Below are 20999 nucleotides of genomic sequence, written 5' to 3' on the forward strand. Positions count from 1 at the left end.
CCCTACGAAAAATCGGTTAAATTTCGAAAATTCCCAACCGCCAGAACACCTCGTACATCAGCTTTTTTGCTGAATTTTGGCCCAGGTATCCCGCAGTGTCACGGTTCTGTTAAAAACCAGATTTCCCGGTTTGGAGTCATTGTCCACATTAAAATAGCCCAATCGTTGAAATTGAAACCGTTCGCCAACTTTCGCCTCCCTTAAGCTTGGTTCCAAAAACCCGGTGACCACTTTGAGTGAGTCCCTATTCACGAATTCCATAAAATCCCGGTCCTTGTGACCATCCGGATTCTCATCGGTAAACAATCGGTCATAAATGCGGATCTCAGCCTCAATGGCATGTGCCACAGAGACCCAGTGCAAGGTGCCTTTTACTTTTCGCAGGCTCTCTTCCGTGCCACTGCCACTTTTACTCTTTGGATCATAGGTACATTGCACCTCAATAATATTCCCATCGGTATCTTTGGTGCAGCTTTCCGCTTTTATGATATAGCCGTTCTTCAAACGCACCTCGCCGCCCAACTTCAATCGGAAAAACTTTCGGTTGGCCTGTTCCCTAAAATCTTCCCGTTCAATATAAAGCGTTCTGGAAAAGGGTACTTTTCTAGAACCCGCGGTTTCATCTTCGGGGTTGTTCTCCGCATCCAACCACTCTTCCCCTCCTTCGGGATAGTTGGTAATAACAACTTTTAAGGGGTTTAACACGGCCATTACCCTTGGGGCAATTTTATTCAAGTGCTCCCTGGCGTGGAATTCCAAAAGGGAAACGTCCACCAAATTCTCCCGTTTGGCAATACCAATCGTATCTGCGAAGTTCCGAATGGATTCTGGTGTATACCCTCTTCTACGAAGACCGGAGATCGTGGGCATTCTTGGATCATCCCATCCTGCGACCACGCCATCGTTGACCAATTGTAACAATTTTCTTTTACTTACAACGGTATGACTCAGGTTCCTACGGGCAAATTCCCGCTGTTTGGGCCTCAATTTTTCGGGAGATACCAATTGGTCCAAACACCAGTCGTACAGTTCTCTATGGGGCAAAAATTCCAAGGTGCACAAGGAATGTGAAACTTGTTCGATATAATCGCCCTGACCATGCGCCCAATCATACATCGGATAAATACACCAATCGGTATTTGTGCGGTGGTGCGCTTTGTTCAAAACCCTGTAAAGGATGGGGTCCCTCATCAGCATATTGGGCGAAGCCATATCAATTTTAGCCCTTAGCACATGCACCCCTTCTTCAAATTCCCCATTTTTCATCCGTTCGAAAAGGGATAAATTCTCTTTGATGCTTCGGTTTCTAAAAGGACTATGGGTTCCTGGTTCCGTTGGCGTTCCTTTTTGGCTGGCCATTTCTTCGGAGGATTGACTGTCAACATAGGCTTTTCCGGCCTTGATCAAGCCTATTGCCCAGTCATACAACTGCTGAAAATAGTCCGACGCATAACACTCCTGATCCCATGTAAAGCCCAACCATTCAATATCCCGTTTTATGGCATCCACAAATTCCTTTTCCTCCTTTTCCGGATTGGTATCGTCAAACCTAAGGTTTACGGGGGCTTCGTAGCGCTCTCCCAGACCAAAATTCAGGCAAATGGAACTCGCATGGCCTATATGCAAATAGCCATTCGGCTCTGGTGGGAACCGAAATCTAAGCTGCTCATCGGAGTAGCCATTTTTAAGATCGTCCTCAATAATGTGTTCAATAAAATTCAGGGATTTTTCCTCGTTGGCCATACCTAAAATTGAGGTGCAAATGTAGTGAAAATGCGCATTTTGACGATATTTTTAAATCCTTCATCTTACAAATTCACTGTTTCACAACAGAATAAGGGCCAAGCACAACATTAAGTTTATCCTCTATGGATTATTTAAAATATTTGTTTTATGAATACTGTATGAAAATGGCCCCCAAAGGCACCTACTAACTATAAAAATGCGTGATGGCATCCCCAAAGTGCCATCAACTTAAGCTAACATACCATGAGACCTAAAATGCTAAACAGTATCCTACGAACAATGTGCTGCGCTTTTGCCATGCAAATTGCCAGTGGACAGGTGTTGAACAAGCCTGTTCCCGCAGACAACCCGAACCTACCCGGTAACTCAGCCTGGACCGCTGCCTGTGCCTCGGATGATTTTAACGAATACTTTGTGAACTTTACCTGGAACCCCCCAGTGGTGGGCAGTACCAATGAATTTATTTTGGAACTATCCGATGCCAATGGGAATTTCGGCAGCCCCGTTGAACTATCCAGGGTCTCCGACAAGAACACGAACTTCGATTTTGACTTTCAATTCATTTTGCCGCAAGATACCCAGGGCGATAATTATCGTTTCAGGGTAAGGAGTACGGCCCCAGAACTGGTCAGTGAGGTATCGGACGCCTTTTCGATGTACTACATCGGCTTTAACCTTCCCATCCTAATCAGCCGGGATGGCAACGGAACGCTTCCTCCAGGAGGGCAAATAAGCCTATGCAATGGGGAATCCCTAACCTTAAGGCCCCATAATATCCCGTCCGCTGGGAACTACAAATACATTTGGTACAGAAGCGGGACCAGATTATCGGAAAGTTCAACTTCCCTTACCATTAACCAGTCAGGAATGTACTATGTGGAAATTGATTATGGTCCCAATTGCTCTGGATCGGCCAATACACTATCCAATGCCATTGACATCATCATCAGTAGCCCGTTGGGCCTTTCCATAAACCCGCCGGCGTTGACCACTCTGTGTCCGGATGATACCGTTACTTTGGAAGCCAATGTTTCCGGCATGGGCCATACCTACACCTGGTACAAGGACGGCACGGCCATATCCGCACCCACGGTTGATGCGCACACCTACGTTGTGGACGGTGGAATTGTTGGATTTGAAGGCGATTATAGCGTAGAGATTTCCGGTACGGGCATTTGTTTGGAACAATCGGCCCCGATCGCGATATCCAACCCGGGAAGCTTTACGGTAAACCGGGACAATGCGGCAAGGCTCGTACTGCTCCCAGGCCAAAACGAAACCCTGACCATAAGCACCAATGCAAGCAATCCGGACATTCAATGGTTCAAGGATGGGGCTCCCGTAGCAGGGGAAACCAGCACCACATTATCGATTTCGGCGCCTGGCGACTACTATGCCACAGTAACGGAAACCGGTGGGTCCTGTGGCGTTTCCACCAAAACCTCGGAAACTACAACCGCAGTGTTTCCCAATGCGTTTGATATTACGGTCGACTATAACGGCAGCTATGCCAATTGTGCCAACAGCAGTGTGGTCTTGGAGGTCAGTCAAATTAATGCCACGGAAAATGGCAATACCTTTGATGTCACAGCTCAGCTGATCGATGATTTTACGTATCAATGGTTCAAGGATGGTACCGCCGTTGGCGGAAGTACCGGTGCTTCGCTATCATTGACGTCTTCGGCAGAAAATGGAATATACTCCCTGGAGGCTAATCTAGGGGCCTTTTCCGAAACGTCAAACACCTTGGAGGTCGTGCTCAATTCCGGAGCTTCCATTGCGATTTCCAGTAATGGAACCCAGTTGTGCAACGGGGTTACCGTTACCCTGTCCACGACTTATGATTTAACCGGGACAACCTTTAACTGGAGCCGTAATGGTCAGAACATCAATGCCTCCTCCACAGCGCTTACGGCAAATGAAGCGGGGGTTTACCAACTGTCCGTAGTAAAGGATGGATGCCCAATCCTGTCCAATGAAATTACCCTGGCAAATTTTGATGAATCCATAATCACCGTGGATGCTGAGGAAAACATTATTTTTCCTGAAGGCGAATCGCAAACCGTTACCGCAAGCGGAGGTACTTCCTACGAGTGGTATGGGGAATCCAATACCCTTTTGTCGTCTACCGATTCCGTTACCCTTGAACAGGAAGGGAACTACCTGTTGATTGCAACCATCGACAACTGTCAAATCACCAGGAATTTTACCGTGACCTTCAGGGATGATTTTCAGATTCCCAATGTGATCACGGCCAACGGAGATGGAATCAATGATTTATGGGTCATTCCCAATACCTATTCAAGACAACCCGATGTTACCGTAATCATTTACAATGAATTGGGTGATGAGCTCTTGAATCAAACGGGATATACAAACAATTGGCCGCCCTCATCATTGGGCTTCCGTCAAAAAAACCAATTGTTCTATTATAAAATTAGAAGAGCCAACCAAACCTTGAAGCAAGGCACCATTACGGTAATCAGATAAACCAAACATGCGAAAGTATAGCCCCATACTCGTTATCTTATTTTTTCTTGTCTTTGGGACGACCAAGGCGCAGGAGGAAGCCCCTTTTATAGCTTACGACGTGCCCTCACAGAACTTGTTGAAATTTAATAGGTTCCTATTGAACCCCACCTTTTCCACTGTTCGGGAGGACAAATCGTACATCAATCTATTTCACAGAAACCAATCGGTTTCTTTTGATGACAATTTTCAAACCTATTTTTTGAGCTATAGTGGTAGGATAGGGGATAGAAGTGGAGTAGGGCTCAGCCTTTACACGCAGCGCGAAGGCTTGATCGATAACTTTGGGTTGTTGGCCAACTATGCCTACGGGGTTAAATTGAGCGATAAAAGTAACTTTACCTTTGGGGCCAATTTTTCCTATTACAACAGTGGTTTCAATGAAGGAAGGGCCAATCCGGTGGATGACGATCCCTTATTGGACAGTTTGGACGATAGCGCACTCATTACGTTTCAGCCTGGTTTCAACATCAGTTATGGCAATTTCGATTTTGGGGTGCTGGCGGACAATCTGTTTGACTACAACCTAAAAACCAGTGAGTCCATTACTACGTTCGATCAAAAAACGTTTACCGGACATTTACAATATACCCATCAGTTTAAAAAGGCCTCCGGGATTCTGGAAAGCGGTAGGTTAATGCCCTTGGCCCGGGTACGAAATGTAGAGGGCGAGGACATTTCCCTAAGTGGAAGCCTTATTCTGGACCTCCCCAAACTAGGGTGGTTGCAGGCGGGTTATGACGACATTTACGGTGCCGCAGCAGGAATTGGTTTTAACCTGAACAAACGCCTTTCCTTGGGGTACACCGTTGAAAAGGGGTTGTCCAACAATTTTGAAAATTTTGGTGTAAATCACGAGATATCATTGGCCTATTCTTTTGTGCCCAACCTTACCGAGGACAGGGTGCTTCTTGAAAAGGGCAATGAAGACTTAGTGAGCAATGGGGAGGAAGAAGTTCCCATGGAAGAATTGAGCCTTACCGAAAAAGACTTAAAAATTGCGGAATTGGAGCAAAAGCTTGCTGAAAACGATGCCATTTTGGATGAGCTGATGCTGCGTCAGGACTCCATAGAAAGGAACCGTAGATCGGATTTGGAAAGAAGGTTCAATACCGTCATGAAAATGGTGCGCAGGGAAACCAAAGGAGATCGTCCCGAGTTGGAAGAGAAGGCAAAACAGCTGTACTTCCAGAATGCGGAAAGTGATGAACTTGTACAGACTCGTTCCCAAGCCCCGCTTTCCAACCACGGTTTGACCAATACCACCGCTTCCAAGCGAATCATTAATCTAAAAGACGGAAATAACAATGCCAGCGGAACGGCCAATGCGAATGAAACGGAGGCTATTGCCCAAAACACAACCGGCCTGGACAAACAGTTCAAAAGTATTTCCACCGCCAAGCGAATGAGCAACGTTAAAAACCTGAACAAACCTACCGAGGTAAAGGTTGACAAAGTGGCGTTGGCAAACACCAAAAAGGACAAGACCAGTGCCCCAAAGACCACGGTTAGGAAGTCAAGGTTTAAAAACTTCAGCATTCCAAATGTGGAGTCCGGGCATTACTTAATAGCCAACGTGTACAAAGGCACAAAGTACATGAATATTTTTATGAAGGAACTTGAGGCCAAAGGTATTGAAGCCGATTATTTTACAAATCCAAGAAACGGCCTTAACTACGTCTACCTCAAAAACTTTGACAATAAATCCGAAGCCATTGCAGCCCACAAGTCCAATATGAATGGACAATACCATGAGGATACTTGGGTAATGCGGGTACAAGGCACTATGGATAACTCCGGATTGGCAGAAAATACCAGTAGGTATGATAATAATGTGCTTCAAAAGAATGTCGTCAATAATGGCATGGGGCGTCCTGGAAAATCCTCACTAAAAACAGTTAGGATGAATGGTGTTGGCTCTGGCTTTTATATCATCGCCAACGTGTTTGCCAATCCCAATAATGCCACTCGTTTTGTAAAAGAACTCAATAACAAAGGGCTCAACGCCAGTTATTTTATTAATCCAGAAAACAAATACCGCTACGTCTATTTAAAGAAACATGAAGACTGGACCGCGGCATTAACCAACTACTACTCCAAACTAAATAATGCTTACAATGATCCTATATGGATAATGCGTGTAAAACCAAACCAAACCGGCTAAATGAAAACCATAGACGTCAAGGGCGTATTAGCGCTCTTTACTACCCTCCTCTTGTTCATCACGGGTTGGGCACAAGTAGAGGTGCCCTTTACCCCACGATTGGACAACTCCTATGTTAACATAAAGGGGGACTATACATTTTTATCAAATGGTATTTTGAATAGGGTCAATTCGAGCAACTCGGCCAACGACCCCTATAACGGTGGATCCAATAATAACGGTTTTCACCGGGATTATATTGATATTGATGGAGACCCAACTACTTTTAGCTCGAGCAGTTCCACGCTCAGCCTTCCCTTTTGTTCCAGAATTTACTACGCCGGCTTGTACTGGTCCGCAAACTACCAACAAGAGGTTTTAAACAACACACAGATTTCAGGGCTTCCACAAAATGACACCCAACGTCTGGATTTTACAACCATCAAATTTCGGATGCCCGGGGGAAGTTATATCGATATAACGGCGGACAATAATCCCGACCCAGTGGGGGAGGAAGACGAAATAATCCATGATGATGTCAATTTTAAAGACTCTCCATATACCTGTTACCGCAATGTTACCGGCTTATTACAATCCCTGGCAGACCCCAACGGTGAGTATTTTGTTGGAAACGTAAGGGCCACAAGGGGAAGAAGCGTTGGTGGGGCTGGTGGTTGGACCCTGGTCATCATTTATGAAAATCCAACACTTACCGGAAAATACATCTCTGTATTTGACGGCTATGCCGGTGTTAGGGGAAGCTCCAGTGCAGATATCACCGTTGCTGGTTTTAATACCATCCCCGTTGGGCCGGTACGCGCGCGGCTGGGTGCGAGTGTGGTAGAGGGGGACCGAAGCATTACTGGTGATGCTTTTCGAATTGAAACCCCTTTAAACCCCGGTTTTACAAGCCTTTCCAATGCCTCAAACCCCACAAACAACTTTTTCAATTCCAATATTACCATAGATGGTGCCGATGTAACCACCCGAAATATCGCCAGTACCAATACCCTGGGTTTTGATTCCGATATCTTTGAAATCAACAACCCCGCAAATAGCATTATTGCCAACGAAGAAACCGATGCTACCCTAAGGTTGTTTACCCAAGGGGATGCCTTTGGTGCCTTTCTTGTAACCTTTGGGGTGGAAATTATTGAACCCAATATCATTCTCGAAAAAAAAGTGGAGGATATTGGCGGTAACGATATTACGGGAGCCGGTGTAAACCTGGGGCAATACTTGGATTATGTGCTCTCCTTTGTCAATACGGGAAATGACGATGCCGTCAATTATACCATTAGGGACGTCCTCCCCGTAAATACTTCCTTTTTAGGAGTGGACCTTGGTGCAAACACTGATATCATCTATACCTATGATTCCACCACCAGGGAAATCGTTTTTGACATTCCCGAACGCCTCGTGGAAGAAGGAGATCCGATAACCGAAATTCGAATCAACGTCCAAGTAGCGGAAAACTGCTTTGACTTTGTTGATGCCTGTACCGATCAAATTGAAAATGTGGCCTTCTCAACCTATCAGGGCCTCATCAACGACAACCAAATTTCCGATGATCCCAGTGTGTCCGATTTTGATGATTGTGGTTTTGTTACCCCTGGGGCCACCAACTTTCTTTTGGATGACCTGGAAAACTGTGACTACGCCCGTACCGTTCAACTTTGTGGGGAAAATGTATTGCTGGATGCAGGAGACAATTTTGATGCCTATATCTGGTATATCGATGAAAATGGAGACCGCCTGATTGATGCCGGGGACACCGTTATCACCGATGGTGATTCCGACAATGACCCAAGTACCCTACTGGTTTCCAGTACCGGAACCTATATTGTGGACAAACAGGTGGCCGACCCCTGTAAAGGCTTCCAGGAAATTATAATTGTGGAATTCTTCGGAGCTACACAATCCAATCCAATAACCGCCCTGATCAATGACACCAGCAATACCGTTGAGGGCAACGTTCTTGTTTGTCCCAATGATGGTGAGGAATTACCCGAAATCTTCCTTTGTGGATTGAACGATTCGGAGCTGATTCAAATCAACATTCCGGATGCGGACAGTATTGTCTGGGAACAATTGGATGAGACCAGTTGTGCGGCGGCTACACCGGACTGTGCCAACACCAACAATGGTTGTACATGGAATAGTGTGGGTAGTGGCAGTGATTTCCTGGCTTCGGATGCAGGTCAATATCGTTTGGTCATCAACTATCAAAATGGTTGTTTCACCCGGTTTTATTTCAATGTGTTCAAAAATCCTCTGAATCCACAGTTCAACAGCACCGATATTGTCTGTACCACCCCAGGGAACATTACGGTAACAAATATGCCCATCGATTATGAATATCAATTGGTTAATGCTTCCAACAATACCATAATAACACCCTATAGCGATAATAATGGCCCAAGCTTTACCATAACCAACAATGGGGCCTATCGCGTGGAAATGCGGCAGCAAGGCGTGGTTGATGGCTGTGTGTTTATACTGGACAATATTGGAATTCTGAGAAGGGACTTTGCAGTGGATATCACCACAACGGATACCAATTGCAATGGTCTGGGGGAAATTGCCATTTCCGTTTTGGATGTAAATCCGCAATATTATTATGAGATTTCGCAGGGTGGGACCACAATTGACACCTTTGGTCCCTCCAACGACAACAACTATACTTTTGAAAACCTCAATGATGGGACATATGATGTTTTGGTCACCACGGATGATGGATGTAGTTACTCGGAACAGGTCACTATTTTGGATCGGACCGATTTGGACCTTGCCGCCGTCCTGACCAAAAATATAGATTGTACGGATGGTATAATCACCGTTACCGGATCCGGGGGGTTTCCAAATCCCGATTACAATTATGCCATTTGGAGCTACAATGGTGTGGACCGTTACAGTGGTGCTGATGACGCTGCCAAGGTCCTCAACATCCCCGGACCTGATTATCAGGTGACCAGTGCTTTTAATTTTACCAATGGTGAAGAAGGGGATTATGAATTTGTGGTAGTGGATGGAAATGGGTGCTTCCATATTTCCAATGTAGTGACCATAGGTGTTGCCCCCGCCGTGGAATATGACCCCTTGACCGTAACCGATGAAAACTGTTTTGGTGCCGCCGATGGTTCCGTATCCATCAACGTGACCAATAGCAATGGGTATTCATTGTCTTATGAGCTCACCTATCCCGATGCCTCAACTTCAACAAACGCTTCCGGCAGCTTTACAGGACTTGGGCAGGGGAATTATTCCCTTCGCATTATCCAAACCCAAGGTGTTGTTTCCTGCGATTTTGTGGAAACATTTGCGATAGGCGGTCCAGCTGACCTTCCATCCGGAACTCTTGCCTTGGTTCAGGATTATACCTGTTTGCAGAATGGAATCATCGAAGCCCAGAACGTGTCGGGAGGCACCGCTCCGTATGCATATAGCATTGACGGGGTCAATTTTATCCCGGACACCACGCCAAATGCCCATAGGTTCGAAAATCTTGCGGATGGCACCTATACCATAAGTATCAGGGATGCCAATAACTGTGTTTTTGTAACCAATTCCATTACCCTAGATCCATTGAATCCGCCAACGGATTTGACTTTTGCGACCACAGCCCTTACCTGTCCGGCACTAACGTCGGACGTAACCGTTACCGTTGTTGATGGAAATCCCAATTTTACGTATGAAATCATTGCCCCGGCCGCAGCGGTCTCCAATAACGGCAATGTGAACGTATTTTCAGGATTGGATCCAGGGACCTATACTTTTTTGGTGACCGATGCGAAGGGCTGTACCCTACAGGAAGACTTTACCATTTCGCCGGTTGACCAGATTTCAGTTGTTGGACAGCTCAATTCCAATGTGGATTGCCTCGGCGGCAATAATGGAGACATAACCTTTACGGTAACCGACTTTATCAACTCCTTTGATTATGCCGTTACCGGTCCAATGACTTTTAATGGGACGGGGGAAACCTTGGGTACGATTCCCTTGACCACTTTAATCGCAGGGGATTATACCATTGTGGTGACCGATAATGATACCAATTGCACGGATACAAGCACCGTAACCGTAGCTGCTCCTCCGTCCGTCTTGGTCATATCAAGTTTGGACGTTGTTGATTTAACCTGCTCGTCTTCCGGGACGGTTCCCGGTTCGGTTACGATAACCGCTACTGGCGGATGGGGAGGATATGCCTATGAAATTGAAGATCCCTCAAGTACCGTTACGGGCCCACAGGGAACAAATACTTTTACCGGTCTTACTGATACTTCAGGTAATTATACGGTAACTGTTCGTGATGCCGGCGGTTGTGAAGTCACCCAAACGTTCAGTTTAACACCAACGGTCTCCCCGGTACTCGATCTTACGGCAAATAGCCTCTGTTATGATAGCAGTATTGGCCTGGAGCTTACCGCCAGCGTTAGCTCGGGAGGTGTTGCTCCGTTCCAGTACCGTTTGGGCAGTGGGGCATACCAATCCAACCCTGTTTTTACAGGCCTAGGGCCAGGGAGTTATACCGTTGAGGTCATTGACAGTAGAAATTGTACCGCAACGGCAGGTATAACCGTTTTTCCCACATTAAATGCAAGTGCCAGTTTGGTAAAGGATTTGGATTGCAGCGTTTCCCCCGACGCGGAAATTTCCCTCTCCATTTCAGGAGGGAATCCAGGTTTTATGTATGAAGTTCTTTTAAATGGCACACCGCACCAGGCAAGTACTCCCGTTCCGAGTATTCCCTTTAGTTATTTTACCACTACGCCAGGAACATATACGTTTACCATTACCGATAGCGAGTCTTGCACCTTCACAACAAATCAGGTCGTTGTAACCGACAATCCACTCCCCACGGTTGCCCCATTGGTCACGGACGTGGGTTGTAATGGGGAATCCAACGGTTCCGTGGACCTGAACATCCCAGGTGGTCTTGCTCTCTATTCGATAGTTTTCGATGGCAGTGCGCCTTCAACACAGCAAGTCTATAGTGGTCTTGCGGCGGGCACCTATACCTATACCGTCACGGACAGCAAGAACTGTATGACCACAAATACCGTTACTGTAAATGAGCCTGCCGTGCTTGGCCTGGGCACAAGCATTACCGTAGATTATACCTGTAGCGCGGACGCCACCATAGAAGTAACCTCCACAAGTGGTGGTACCGCTCCCTATACGTACAGCATTGATGGGGTCAACTTTGGCCCTTCAACCTCCTTTTCCGGGCTTACTGACGGAACCTATACCATTACGGTACGGGACACCAACAATTGTACCGCTACCAGTGCACAAACCATAGCACCATTGAATCCGCCAACAGATCTGGCCTTTGCCCAAACGACACTGACCTGTCCAACAATTGTGGGCGACGTCACCGTATCGGTTACAGGCGGCAACACAGCTTTTGTATATGAAATCATCGCCCCAGCGGGCAGTGCCACCAATAATGGCAACAACGCCATCTTTACGGGACTTGCCCCGGGAACCTACACCTTCCGGGTAACGGACAGCAAGAACTGTGCTATCACCGAAAACTATACGGTAAACCCCATCCCACAAGTGGATGCCGTTTCGCAACTCATCAGCAATGTCAGCTGTGTGGGAGGTTCGGATGGCGCATTCAATTTTACGGTATCGGACTTCGACACCACCTATAGCTATGTTGTGTTGGATGGACTTGGTGGCACCGTTCAGTCTGCCAATACCATAAATACCATTACCCCAATATCCGTATCCGGGCTTGGGGCCGATACCTATGTGATAACCATTACTGACGATATCACCAATTGCACTGTTACGCTCAACCAGACCATTGCAGAGCCTGCATTGGCCCTTGATTTTACCTTTTCCAATACGGATGACACCTGTATCTCCGACGCGACCATAACCGTTAGCGCCACTGGCGGATGGGGCGGTTATGAATACCAATTGGAAGATACCACAGGGCCAACGGTCATATATGCGTACCAAAGCGGAAACTCCTTTGCCGATGTAGCGCCCGGGACCTACACCATCTATGTGAGGGACGCCCGTGGGTGTGTGCATACACGGCCTATTACCATAGACCCCGCGGAGACGCCCGTAATCGCATTTAATCCTTCGGACCTATGTTATGACAGTACGAACCAGGCTTCCCTGGGAGTGAGCGTTACCGATGGCGTAGCCCCCTATTCCTACACCATAAATGGTGGCGGACTGATAGCAGCTGGTGGGAACCCTTTCACCATAAGCAATCTAACACCGGGGACCTACAATATACAAGTGACGGATGCCTACGGTTGTGTGTCCAATGTCATTACACAAACCATTGAACCTCAGCTTATTGCCAATGCAGTCCTTACGCAGGACCTGTTCTGTACGGCAAATGCTGTGATCGATGTCACCATAAGCGGTGGGTATACTCCTTATGCCACCTATCAGGTACAGGTAAATGGTGGTGGTTATGGCGCAACCGCCGCAATAACCGGAAACGCTTTTACCTATTCGGGTGCAGCAGCGGCAGGAACGTACCAGTTCCAAATCACGGACAACAACGGTTGTACTGTTGAGACCAATGAAATAATCGTTAGCCCTACCGTGAATCCCCAGGCCACAGCAGTAGTCACCAATGCCGCATGCTTTGGATATGCCGATGGTTCCGTAGTTATCGATATCGATGAAAACTTTGGTGTGGCCCCGTTTACCGTGAGTTTTGATGGAAGTGCATTTACCGCTACCAGGACCTATTCCGGGCTCAGTGCAGGCACCTATCCATTTACTGTCCGTGATAGTAGGGGCTGTGAATTCACGGATAACGCCGTAGTGGGCGAGCCCTTGCAATTATTATCCAATATGGTGGCCACCGATGTAACCTGTAATCTTGGTACAGGGGCTACGGTGCCGGGCAGTATTGATGTTACCATTACGCAAGGGGGTGTACCCAACTTTACCTATACACTTTACGACAGTTCCAATACTGTTATCGGTACTGTTGTTTCTGCGAGCACTACCCATACTTTTAATAATCTTGATTTTGGTGATTATTACATACGTATTATTGATGCCAATGGCTGTGAGAGCGATCTGGGTTCTGTTAGGGTCAGCTCCAATCCATTTTTGACCTTGACCGCAAACCCGACCCCTCCAGACTGTATTACCGGTGGTAGCGTGGATATTACCGCTTCCGGAGGGTCTGGCAATTATAACTTTGAAATTTATAATGGAGGGCCTGGACCCACTAGCGAAATAACTACCGCTCCTGATACCGAGGTAGCAACCTTTACCAGTTTAAATCCAGGACAGACCTATATAATTAGGGCTGAAGATGTCACCAACGGATGTGTAAGCTTTCTGGAAGTAACCATCCCTCCCGTTTCTGCCATATCCGTTGTGGTGGACAGTACAAGTGATATTACGTGTGTTGGGGATGATGATGGCACCATGACTTTTACTGTGGGCAATTATGATGCTTCTGTTACAACTATCAATTGGGAGGTTTTAAACGCACTTACCAATACCGCGGTAACCGGTCCCGGTACGTATACGGGTAGTGTTGGTCCCGGCCCCGCCGGAGGCCCACAGACCGCAACTGTGACCCAAATTCCACCTGGGGATTACGTCTTGGTGGTACGGGAAGCCACTGCTCCATCCTGTACGGCTACAACAACTTTTAGGATTACGGAACCTTCCCCTGTTACGGTTTCCCTACTAAGTCAGCTTGCTGCCAACTGTAATACCGATGCCGAAGTTACGGTTAGGGCTTCCGGGGGAACAGCGGGCTATAGTTATGCTTACGTGGAAGATGGAAATCCAGCCCCTGTTGTTTTTCCCGAAGGACAAACATTTACTTTAGACCCTTCCGTTAATTTAAACTGGGATATTTACGCACAGGATGCCGCTGGATGCGTTTCACCACCTTTGGACGTAACCATAAGTGTTGATGCATCGCCAGAAATATCTTCGGTCATTGCCAACGAATGTGTAACCGAAGGAAATTTTGCTATTAATGTGACCTTAACCGTGGCAGGTACCGCTCCCTATAGGATCAGTGTTGATGGTGGTGCCCCTCAGGCCACATCCTGGACGAATATCGGTGATGTCGTTACCGTATCCAATTTGAGCTCAGGCAGTCATACCATACAAATAGTGGATGCCAATGGGTGTGGCGAACTGGAAAACATCACCATATTTCCTCCTTTGGAGGTTATCGCCAATATAACGGCAGATGACAACTGTGACCCTGCCAACTCCGGGGAGGTCACCATAACCGCCAATGGAGGGTCGGCCGCATACACTTTTACCCAGACCACTCCTGCAGGCGCTTCCAATGCTACCGGCGTGTTCAGTGGACTTACCCATAGCATTGCCTATACCTTTCAAGTGGCGGATAACAATACCGGATGTATTGTGCCCGTGACCATTACCTTGCCGGCGCCCGTGAACCCCACCTTCACCCTTGCCAAGACTGACGTCAGCTGTTTTGGTGGTAACGATGGCACCCTTACCGCCACCCTAAATCCGGGAAATATAGATGTCCCCTACCTGTACAGTTTGGACGGCGGGACAACAACACAGGCCTCGAATGTATTCACTGGACTCACTCAAGGAACTTACAATGTTACCGTTATCTCCACCAAAGGGTGCAGTACCACACTACCCATAACCATTGATGAACCCTCGCAACTTGATATTACTGCAAGTGCCTCGGTATTTACCTGTAATGATGCCGTGAGCACCGTAACGGTGGTCATCAACAATGATGCGTTGGGACACCCCTCCGGTACCGCGCCGTACCAGTATAGTTTCAATGGGGGTGCCTTTGGTAGCGGGAATACTTTCACTGTAGCTTATGGAAGTCCAGCTGTGGTGGTCGTGGTACGCGATGACAATGGTTGTACCGATACGGTAAACGTCCCTATTCCTGCAAGGGCGGATGTAACGGCCACCATTACCGAACTTCAGGATATAGACTGTAACAACGGCCAGGAAATCATTCAGATTGCTGCCGCCAACGGTTCGGGCAACTATTCCTATACACAATTACCAAGCGGAAGTCCCGTTGCCGATCCAACAAACATCGTCATTACCGCTCCCGGCACCTATGTATATGAGGTGACCGATACAACGACGAACTGTTCCGTTATCGTTCAGCATGTGGTCGACCCTTATGATCTTATAAATGCTGTAGCAACCGTAACTTCCGATGCTACCTGTAGCGATGCTACGGATGGGACCATAGAAGTCACCGTTACGGGATACACTGGAACATTTGACTATGTGGTGTTGGATAACCTCGGCAATCCCATAGCAGGGACCAACGATTCCAATAACGCCACAACCGACCCTTATACGTTTACCGTTTCCACTACGCTTGGTGCCGGGACCTACGCCATACGTATTACGGAAACCGCAGACCCCCTGTGCACTACAGCGACCAATGCCGTGACCATTGATGCCCCGCAGCCTTTGGTCCTTACCCTCCTGGACAACGTAAATGCCAATTGTAACGAGGCCAACTCCATTGTCACCGTACTGGCATCGGGTGGAACGGGACCCTATATCTATGGCGCCTCGCAGAGTGGAACCGGTGTTCCCGCAACATTCCCATTTGATAGTACCGTGGAACTGAATCCATTGACGGCTACTGCATGGGACATCTATGTAAGGGACGCCAACGGATGTATCATCAATACGCCTTTGGCCGTAACCATAGCCGCTGATACCACACCGGATATCACTTTGGCCATTGTGGACGAATGCGCCCCAGAGGGGAACTTCGCCATTTCCGTAGTATTGGATGCCGTAAATACGGGCGTGGGACCCTACACCATGAGCCTTGATGGTGCCGCATTCCAGAGCATTACAAGCTTTGCCCATACTTATGCCAATCTGGCCTCAGGAGGCCATACCGTAACAATTAGGGATGCCAATGGGTGTGGGGAAACGGAAAACATAACCATTTCACCCCAGTTGACCCTTTCCGCCATGGTCAATACACAACCCAGTTGTAACACGGCAGATGGTATAATAGATTTTGTGGTTGCCGGGGGATCTGGAACGAACACCGTTCAGTTGCTTAGGACGGACCTAACGGATACTGGACTTGTTCCCATAGGTTCCCAATTTACGGGAGTTGCCTTTGGAAATTACATTGTAAGGGTGACCGACGCTACATTGGGCACGCCCAATTGTTTTGTTGCTGTTCCCATTAGCTTGGAAGAACCCACAGCAGTGACCCTTTTGGCTACGGGAGTTACCGATGTTAGTTGTTTTGGTGCTTCTGATGGTTCAATAACCGTGAATCTGGCATCAACGGGTAGTGGTATCAATGATAACCCGCCGTACACTTTTGAAATTACCGATGGGACCAACACTTTTACCCAAAACAATGGTGTATTTACAGGTCTTCCTGCAGGTACCTATGATATCACCGTTACATCAAACCGGAACTGTGTGGCCACGGACCAAGTTTCTGTTGGTGAACCCACTGCTTTGTCCGCAACCATAACAAACGTGACCCCTTTTGCCTGTGATATGAACAATGCACAGCAATCCGCACTAATTGAGGTGACCATTCCAGTAGGATCGGGAACACCCGATTATTTCTACAGTGTAAACGGGGGCAGCTTTCTACCTACGGGAGGAAATGTCTTTGTTCACTCCGTGAACACATCCGGTAATTATGATATTGTTGTCCGGGATGCCAATGGATGTCTTTTTGCTTTGCCCACACAAACAATTGAACCGTTAAATACGTTTACGGCACAGGTTACCCAAATAAATCCTATAACCTGCGCCGCACCCAACGTGGAGCAGATTCAAATAACTGTCAACGAAAGTGCTGCGCCTGGGGACATTTATACCTTTGCATTACTGCCCTTGGGCAACATTTCCGGGGTTCAAACGGGAAGTACGACCACCACGGCTGATTATGACCTTACACAACCCGGAAATTACGTATTTCGGGTAACCAATACCACAACAAACTGTTATGTGGATACCGCCCCGTATACCATTGCCCCATATAATACCATTGCCGTTGTGGCCACACCAACGGCACCTTCCATTTGTTTTGGGGATACCAATGGCGCACTTGAAATAATGGTTACGGGATATACGGGTGGATATGACTATGAAGTGTTTGACCAGGTTGGAACCAGTATTTTGACGGGTACTGGAAATACCTCGGTCAACCCTTTCCCCATACCCGGTCTTACCGGTGGAAATTATTATGTTCGGGTAACGGAAACCGATTTGGGAAGTACCTTTTGTAGTGCCAACTCCAATACCATTACCATAGCTTCCCCGGACATGGCGCTGGACGTTACCCCCAGGGAAATTGCCAGTGTTACCTGTACCGATGACCAGGGGGAAATTGAAGTCATCCCCGAGGGGGGATATCCTCCTTACGATATTGTCCTGACGAATACGACAACTTCACAGGTTTATACTGCAAATGATGTAATCGGTTATGTGTTTACAGGACTTTCCGCAGGGACCTATGATGTTTTGGTTACCGATGATGGCGGTTGTCCATTTAGTCCCCCATCATTGATCCTCTCCATCCCCAACCCGATTATTACGGACATCAATGCTTCCACAAGCCTATTGACCTGTTATGGGGATGACAATGCTTCCGTATGGGCGGACCTTCCTGTAGGAGGAAGTGGTACCTACCAGTATCAATTGAATGTGTTCGCCAATTTTGGTGATTTGACCCCTATTTTCAGTACAGGACTTCAGCCCAGTAATGTATTTAACAACTTGGGTGCCGGAATCTATAGCATTACCGTTTCCGATGGATGGAACTGTGATGTAACCACCCTCCAAGTTCAAATTGATGAGCCCCAGGAAGTAGGGGCCAACCTTATTCAAACGGTCCAAATGAGGTGTACCACCAATGCCAGTCTATTGCTCACCGCTACTGGGGGCGATACAAGCGGAACGTACCAGTACTTTGATGACACCACAGCCACATGGATCAACTTCAATGGAGGCAACTCGCATACCTTCAACAATATTCCACCCGGGGATTATCAGTTTATGATTCGGGATGCCAATAGCTGTGAGGCCATGATTTCCAACCAGATAAGTGTGGATATGGTCCCTCCACTCGCTATTGCCATTGATGATACTGCAGCCTTTATCAATTGTACCGGTGAAGCTTCGGCAACAATCATAGCCCATGCCACGGGCGGGTTGGGCAATTATAGTTTTGAGCTCTATGACGACCTTGCCCTTGCCAATTTACTTGGTGGCCCCCAATCTTCGGATACCTTTAGCGGCCTTCCTGCAGGGACCTATGTTGTGCGTGTGACCAGTGACGACTGCGTAGAAGTTTCCGAGGAAATTCGTATTGTGGATCCCGCTCCCTTGCAAATAGATCAGGAAACATCCACGGATACCAGTTGCGCCGGTATTGACGATGGAACCATTACGGTTGAGGTTTCCGGAGGAACCGGAGAAATTCTTTATGCCATTACACCAAATCTGAACCAATTTGATTCACAGCACATTTTTACGGATTTGGCCCCTGGGGTCTACGATGTAATTGCCCAAGATCGAAATGGCTGTTTTATTCCATTTCAGTTTACCATTGAAGCTCCCGAACCACTTATGGGTCAGGCTATCAACATCTTACCTGAAATCTGTGCCGGTAGTGCGGACGGTTCTTTTGAGGTACAGATTACGGGAGGTACCGCTCCTTACAGCACAAATTTAAACTCCAATGACGATGCGGGATTTGTACAGGACCAAATCCTGTTCAATGGCTTGGCTTCCGGCACCCACGTGGTGTTCATTAGGGATGCCCAAGGATGTGAAGCCACGGTAGTTGCGGAAATCAATCCCGGGGTGAACCTAAATGCCACTGTCCAGCCCATCTATACCTGTACAGGCAACATCCCTGAAAATACATTGGAGCTTGTACTTGAGGATGCTTCCGTTAGTGCTGATGTCCTCTATGCCATGGACTCCACCGATCCCCTGGATATGCAATTAACTGCAGATTTTACAAACATGCTGCCAGGACCACATTCGTTGACCATTGCCCATGCCAATGGCTGCATGAATACCATCGATTTTGAAATAACCGCATTCGAACCACTGGTCCTTGCCTTGGAACAGCGTAACATTAACGAAATCACGGCCGTTGCCAGTGGTGGATTGGAGGATTATACCTTCTATTTTGATGACGTTGCCAATGGCACCGACAACACTATCTATATCAATAGAACGGATACCTACACCGTAAGGGTGGTCGACCAAAATGGCTGTGAGGCCATGGCCGAGATTTTTATGGAGTTCATTGATATTGAAATTCCGAACTATTTTACCCCAGATGGAAATGGTTCAAATGATTTCTGGGTTCCAGAGAATTTAGAAGTGTTTCCCAATGTACTAATTATCATATTTGATCGTTATGGTAGAGAGCTCTATAGAATGGGCTACGGGGACCAAGGATGGAATGGAATTTACAACAATAGTGAATTGCCCACAGGTGATTATTGGTATGTCATCAAATTAAAAGGAGAAAATGACGACCGAGAATTTGTAGGACATTTCACGTTGTACAGATAACCAAATCGTATTAACCTACAGCGCCATGAAGAAGTCCCTACTCTTAACCCTGCTGATGCTCGTATTTTTTTCGAGCAAATCCCAAGAATTGACCATACCTCAGCTGTCGCAATACATTGCGGACAACCCTTTTATAATGTCACCAACTTACGCAGGTGTGGGAGACCATATTAAGGTCAGACTCAACGGACTAACACAATGGGTGGGTATTGAAGATGCCCCGGACACCCAAACCCTGGCCGCAGATGCCCGAATTGGAAATAGATCCGGAATAGGAATGCTATTGTACAACGATAGTAATGGCGAGACCAAACAGCGGGGTTCCCGGGTTTCCTTTGCCCACCACCTTATTTTGGATAGGTACGATGATGAGTTCCTTTCTTTTGGCCTTTCCTATAACTTTAACCAGTTTCGGATAGACACGGAAAACTTTGTACAACTGGACCCAAATGGTCCACCACCACCAACAGACGATCGTGCAACCGCCAATCACAATTTTGATGTAGGGGTGCTCTACCGTTTGGACAAATTCTACTTTAGTTTGAACGCTTCAAATCTATTGAACAAGGATTTGGCCGACTTCAACCCCATTTTTGAGCCTAATACGCTCCGTAATTACTATGTATATACAGGGTATAGTTTTTCCAAAAGCAACAATAGTAAAATAGAAATAGAACCTTCCGTTTTCTTTCAATGGTTTGAAAATGATGGTCGATCCGTAACGGATTTGAACGCAAAATTTCGATTTCATGATTTTGAGGATTATTACTATTTAGGCCTTACCTATCGTTTCCTGAACGACCAAATTGGAACACCACTCTATATCGCGCCCATTGCGGGATTGAAGAAGAGCAATTTCTATTTTGGTTATTCGTATCAGGTGATTGCCAATGAAATTCTGGGCTACAGTTCGGGAACACATGTCCTGACCGTTGGAATGGATTTGTTCCAGGGAATCAGTAATTGCCGCTGTACATATTAAATCCTTCATAGTTTTACCGTAATTTTGCCTACTTTTTAC

At 47.0% G+C, this 20999-nt stretch carries 5 protein-coding genes; 4 read left to right on the forward strand and 1 reads right to left on the reverse strand.

Going from position 1 to position 20999, the window contains the following annotated elements; all coding sequences use genetic code 11:
• Positions 1–57: 57 nt before the first annotated feature.
• Positions 58–1743 (reverse strand): glutamine--tRNA ligase/YqeY domain fusion protein, encoded by a 1686-nt coding sequence (locus L0P88_RS09965; RefSeq protein ID WP_247134437.1) that lies wholly within the window; start codon positions 1741–1743, stop codon positions 58–60.
• Between the two features lie 246 nt (positions 1744–1989).
• On the opposite strand from L0P88_RS09965, the gene L0P88_RS09970 reads away from it, so the two are divergent.
• The 4 genes from L0P88_RS09970 to L0P88_RS09985 are packed head-to-tail and all read left to right on the forward strand — an operon-like array spanning position 1990 to position 20960.
• Positions 1990–4236, forward strand: coding sequence for a gliding motility-associated C-terminal domain-containing protein (locus L0P88_RS09970; protein ID WP_247134438.1), 2247 nt, complete (start codon positions 1990–1992; stop codon positions 4234–4236).
• A 7-nt stretch (positions 4237–4243) separates the two neighbouring features.
• Complete coding sequence (locus L0P88_RS09975; RefSeq protein WP_247134439.1) at positions 4244–6439, forward strand: type IX secretion system membrane protein PorP/SprF; 2196 nt, start codon at positions 4244–4246, stop codon at positions 6437–6439.
• Positions 6440–19978: a T9SS type B sorting domain-containing protein gene (locus tag L0P88_RS09980; protein WP_247134440.1), complete on the forward strand. Its 13539-nt coding sequence runs from the start codon at positions 6440–6442 to the stop codon at positions 19976–19978. It abuts the gene before it with no gap.
• A gap of 25 nt (positions 19979–20003) precedes the next feature.
• Positions 20004–20960 (forward strand): type IX secretion system membrane protein PorP/SprF, encoded by a 957-nt coding sequence (locus L0P88_RS09985; RefSeq protein WP_247134441.1) that lies wholly within the window; start codon positions 20004–20006, stop codon positions 20958–20960.
• Positions 20961–20999 lie beyond the last annotated feature (39 nt).

It is taken from the genome of Muricauda sp. SCSIO 64092, from assembly GCF_023016285.1.
GTDB lineage: Bacteria > Bacteroidota > Bacteroidia > Flavobacteriales > Flavobacteriaceae > Croceivirga.

Coding starts and splice junctions, on each gene's coding strand:
- L0P88_RS09975 (WP_247134439.1), top strand. CDS start 4,244: ATGCGAAAGTATAGCCCCATACTCGTTATCTTATTTTTTCTTGTCTTT.
- L0P88_RS09965 (WP_247134437.1), bottom strand. CDS start 1,743: ATGGCCAACGAGGAAAAATCCCTGAATTTTATTGAACACATTATTGAG.
- L0P88_RS09985 (WP_247134441.1), top strand. CDS start 20,004: ATGAAGAAGTCCCTACTCTTAACCCTGCTGATGCTCGTATTTTTTTCG.
- L0P88_RS09980 (WP_247134440.1), top strand. CDS start 6,440: ATGAAAACCATAGACGTCAAGGGCGTATTAGCGCTCTTTACTACCCTC.
- L0P88_RS09970 (WP_247134438.1), top strand. CDS start 1,990: ATGAGACCTAAAATGCTAAACAGTATCCTACGAACAATGTGCTGCGCT.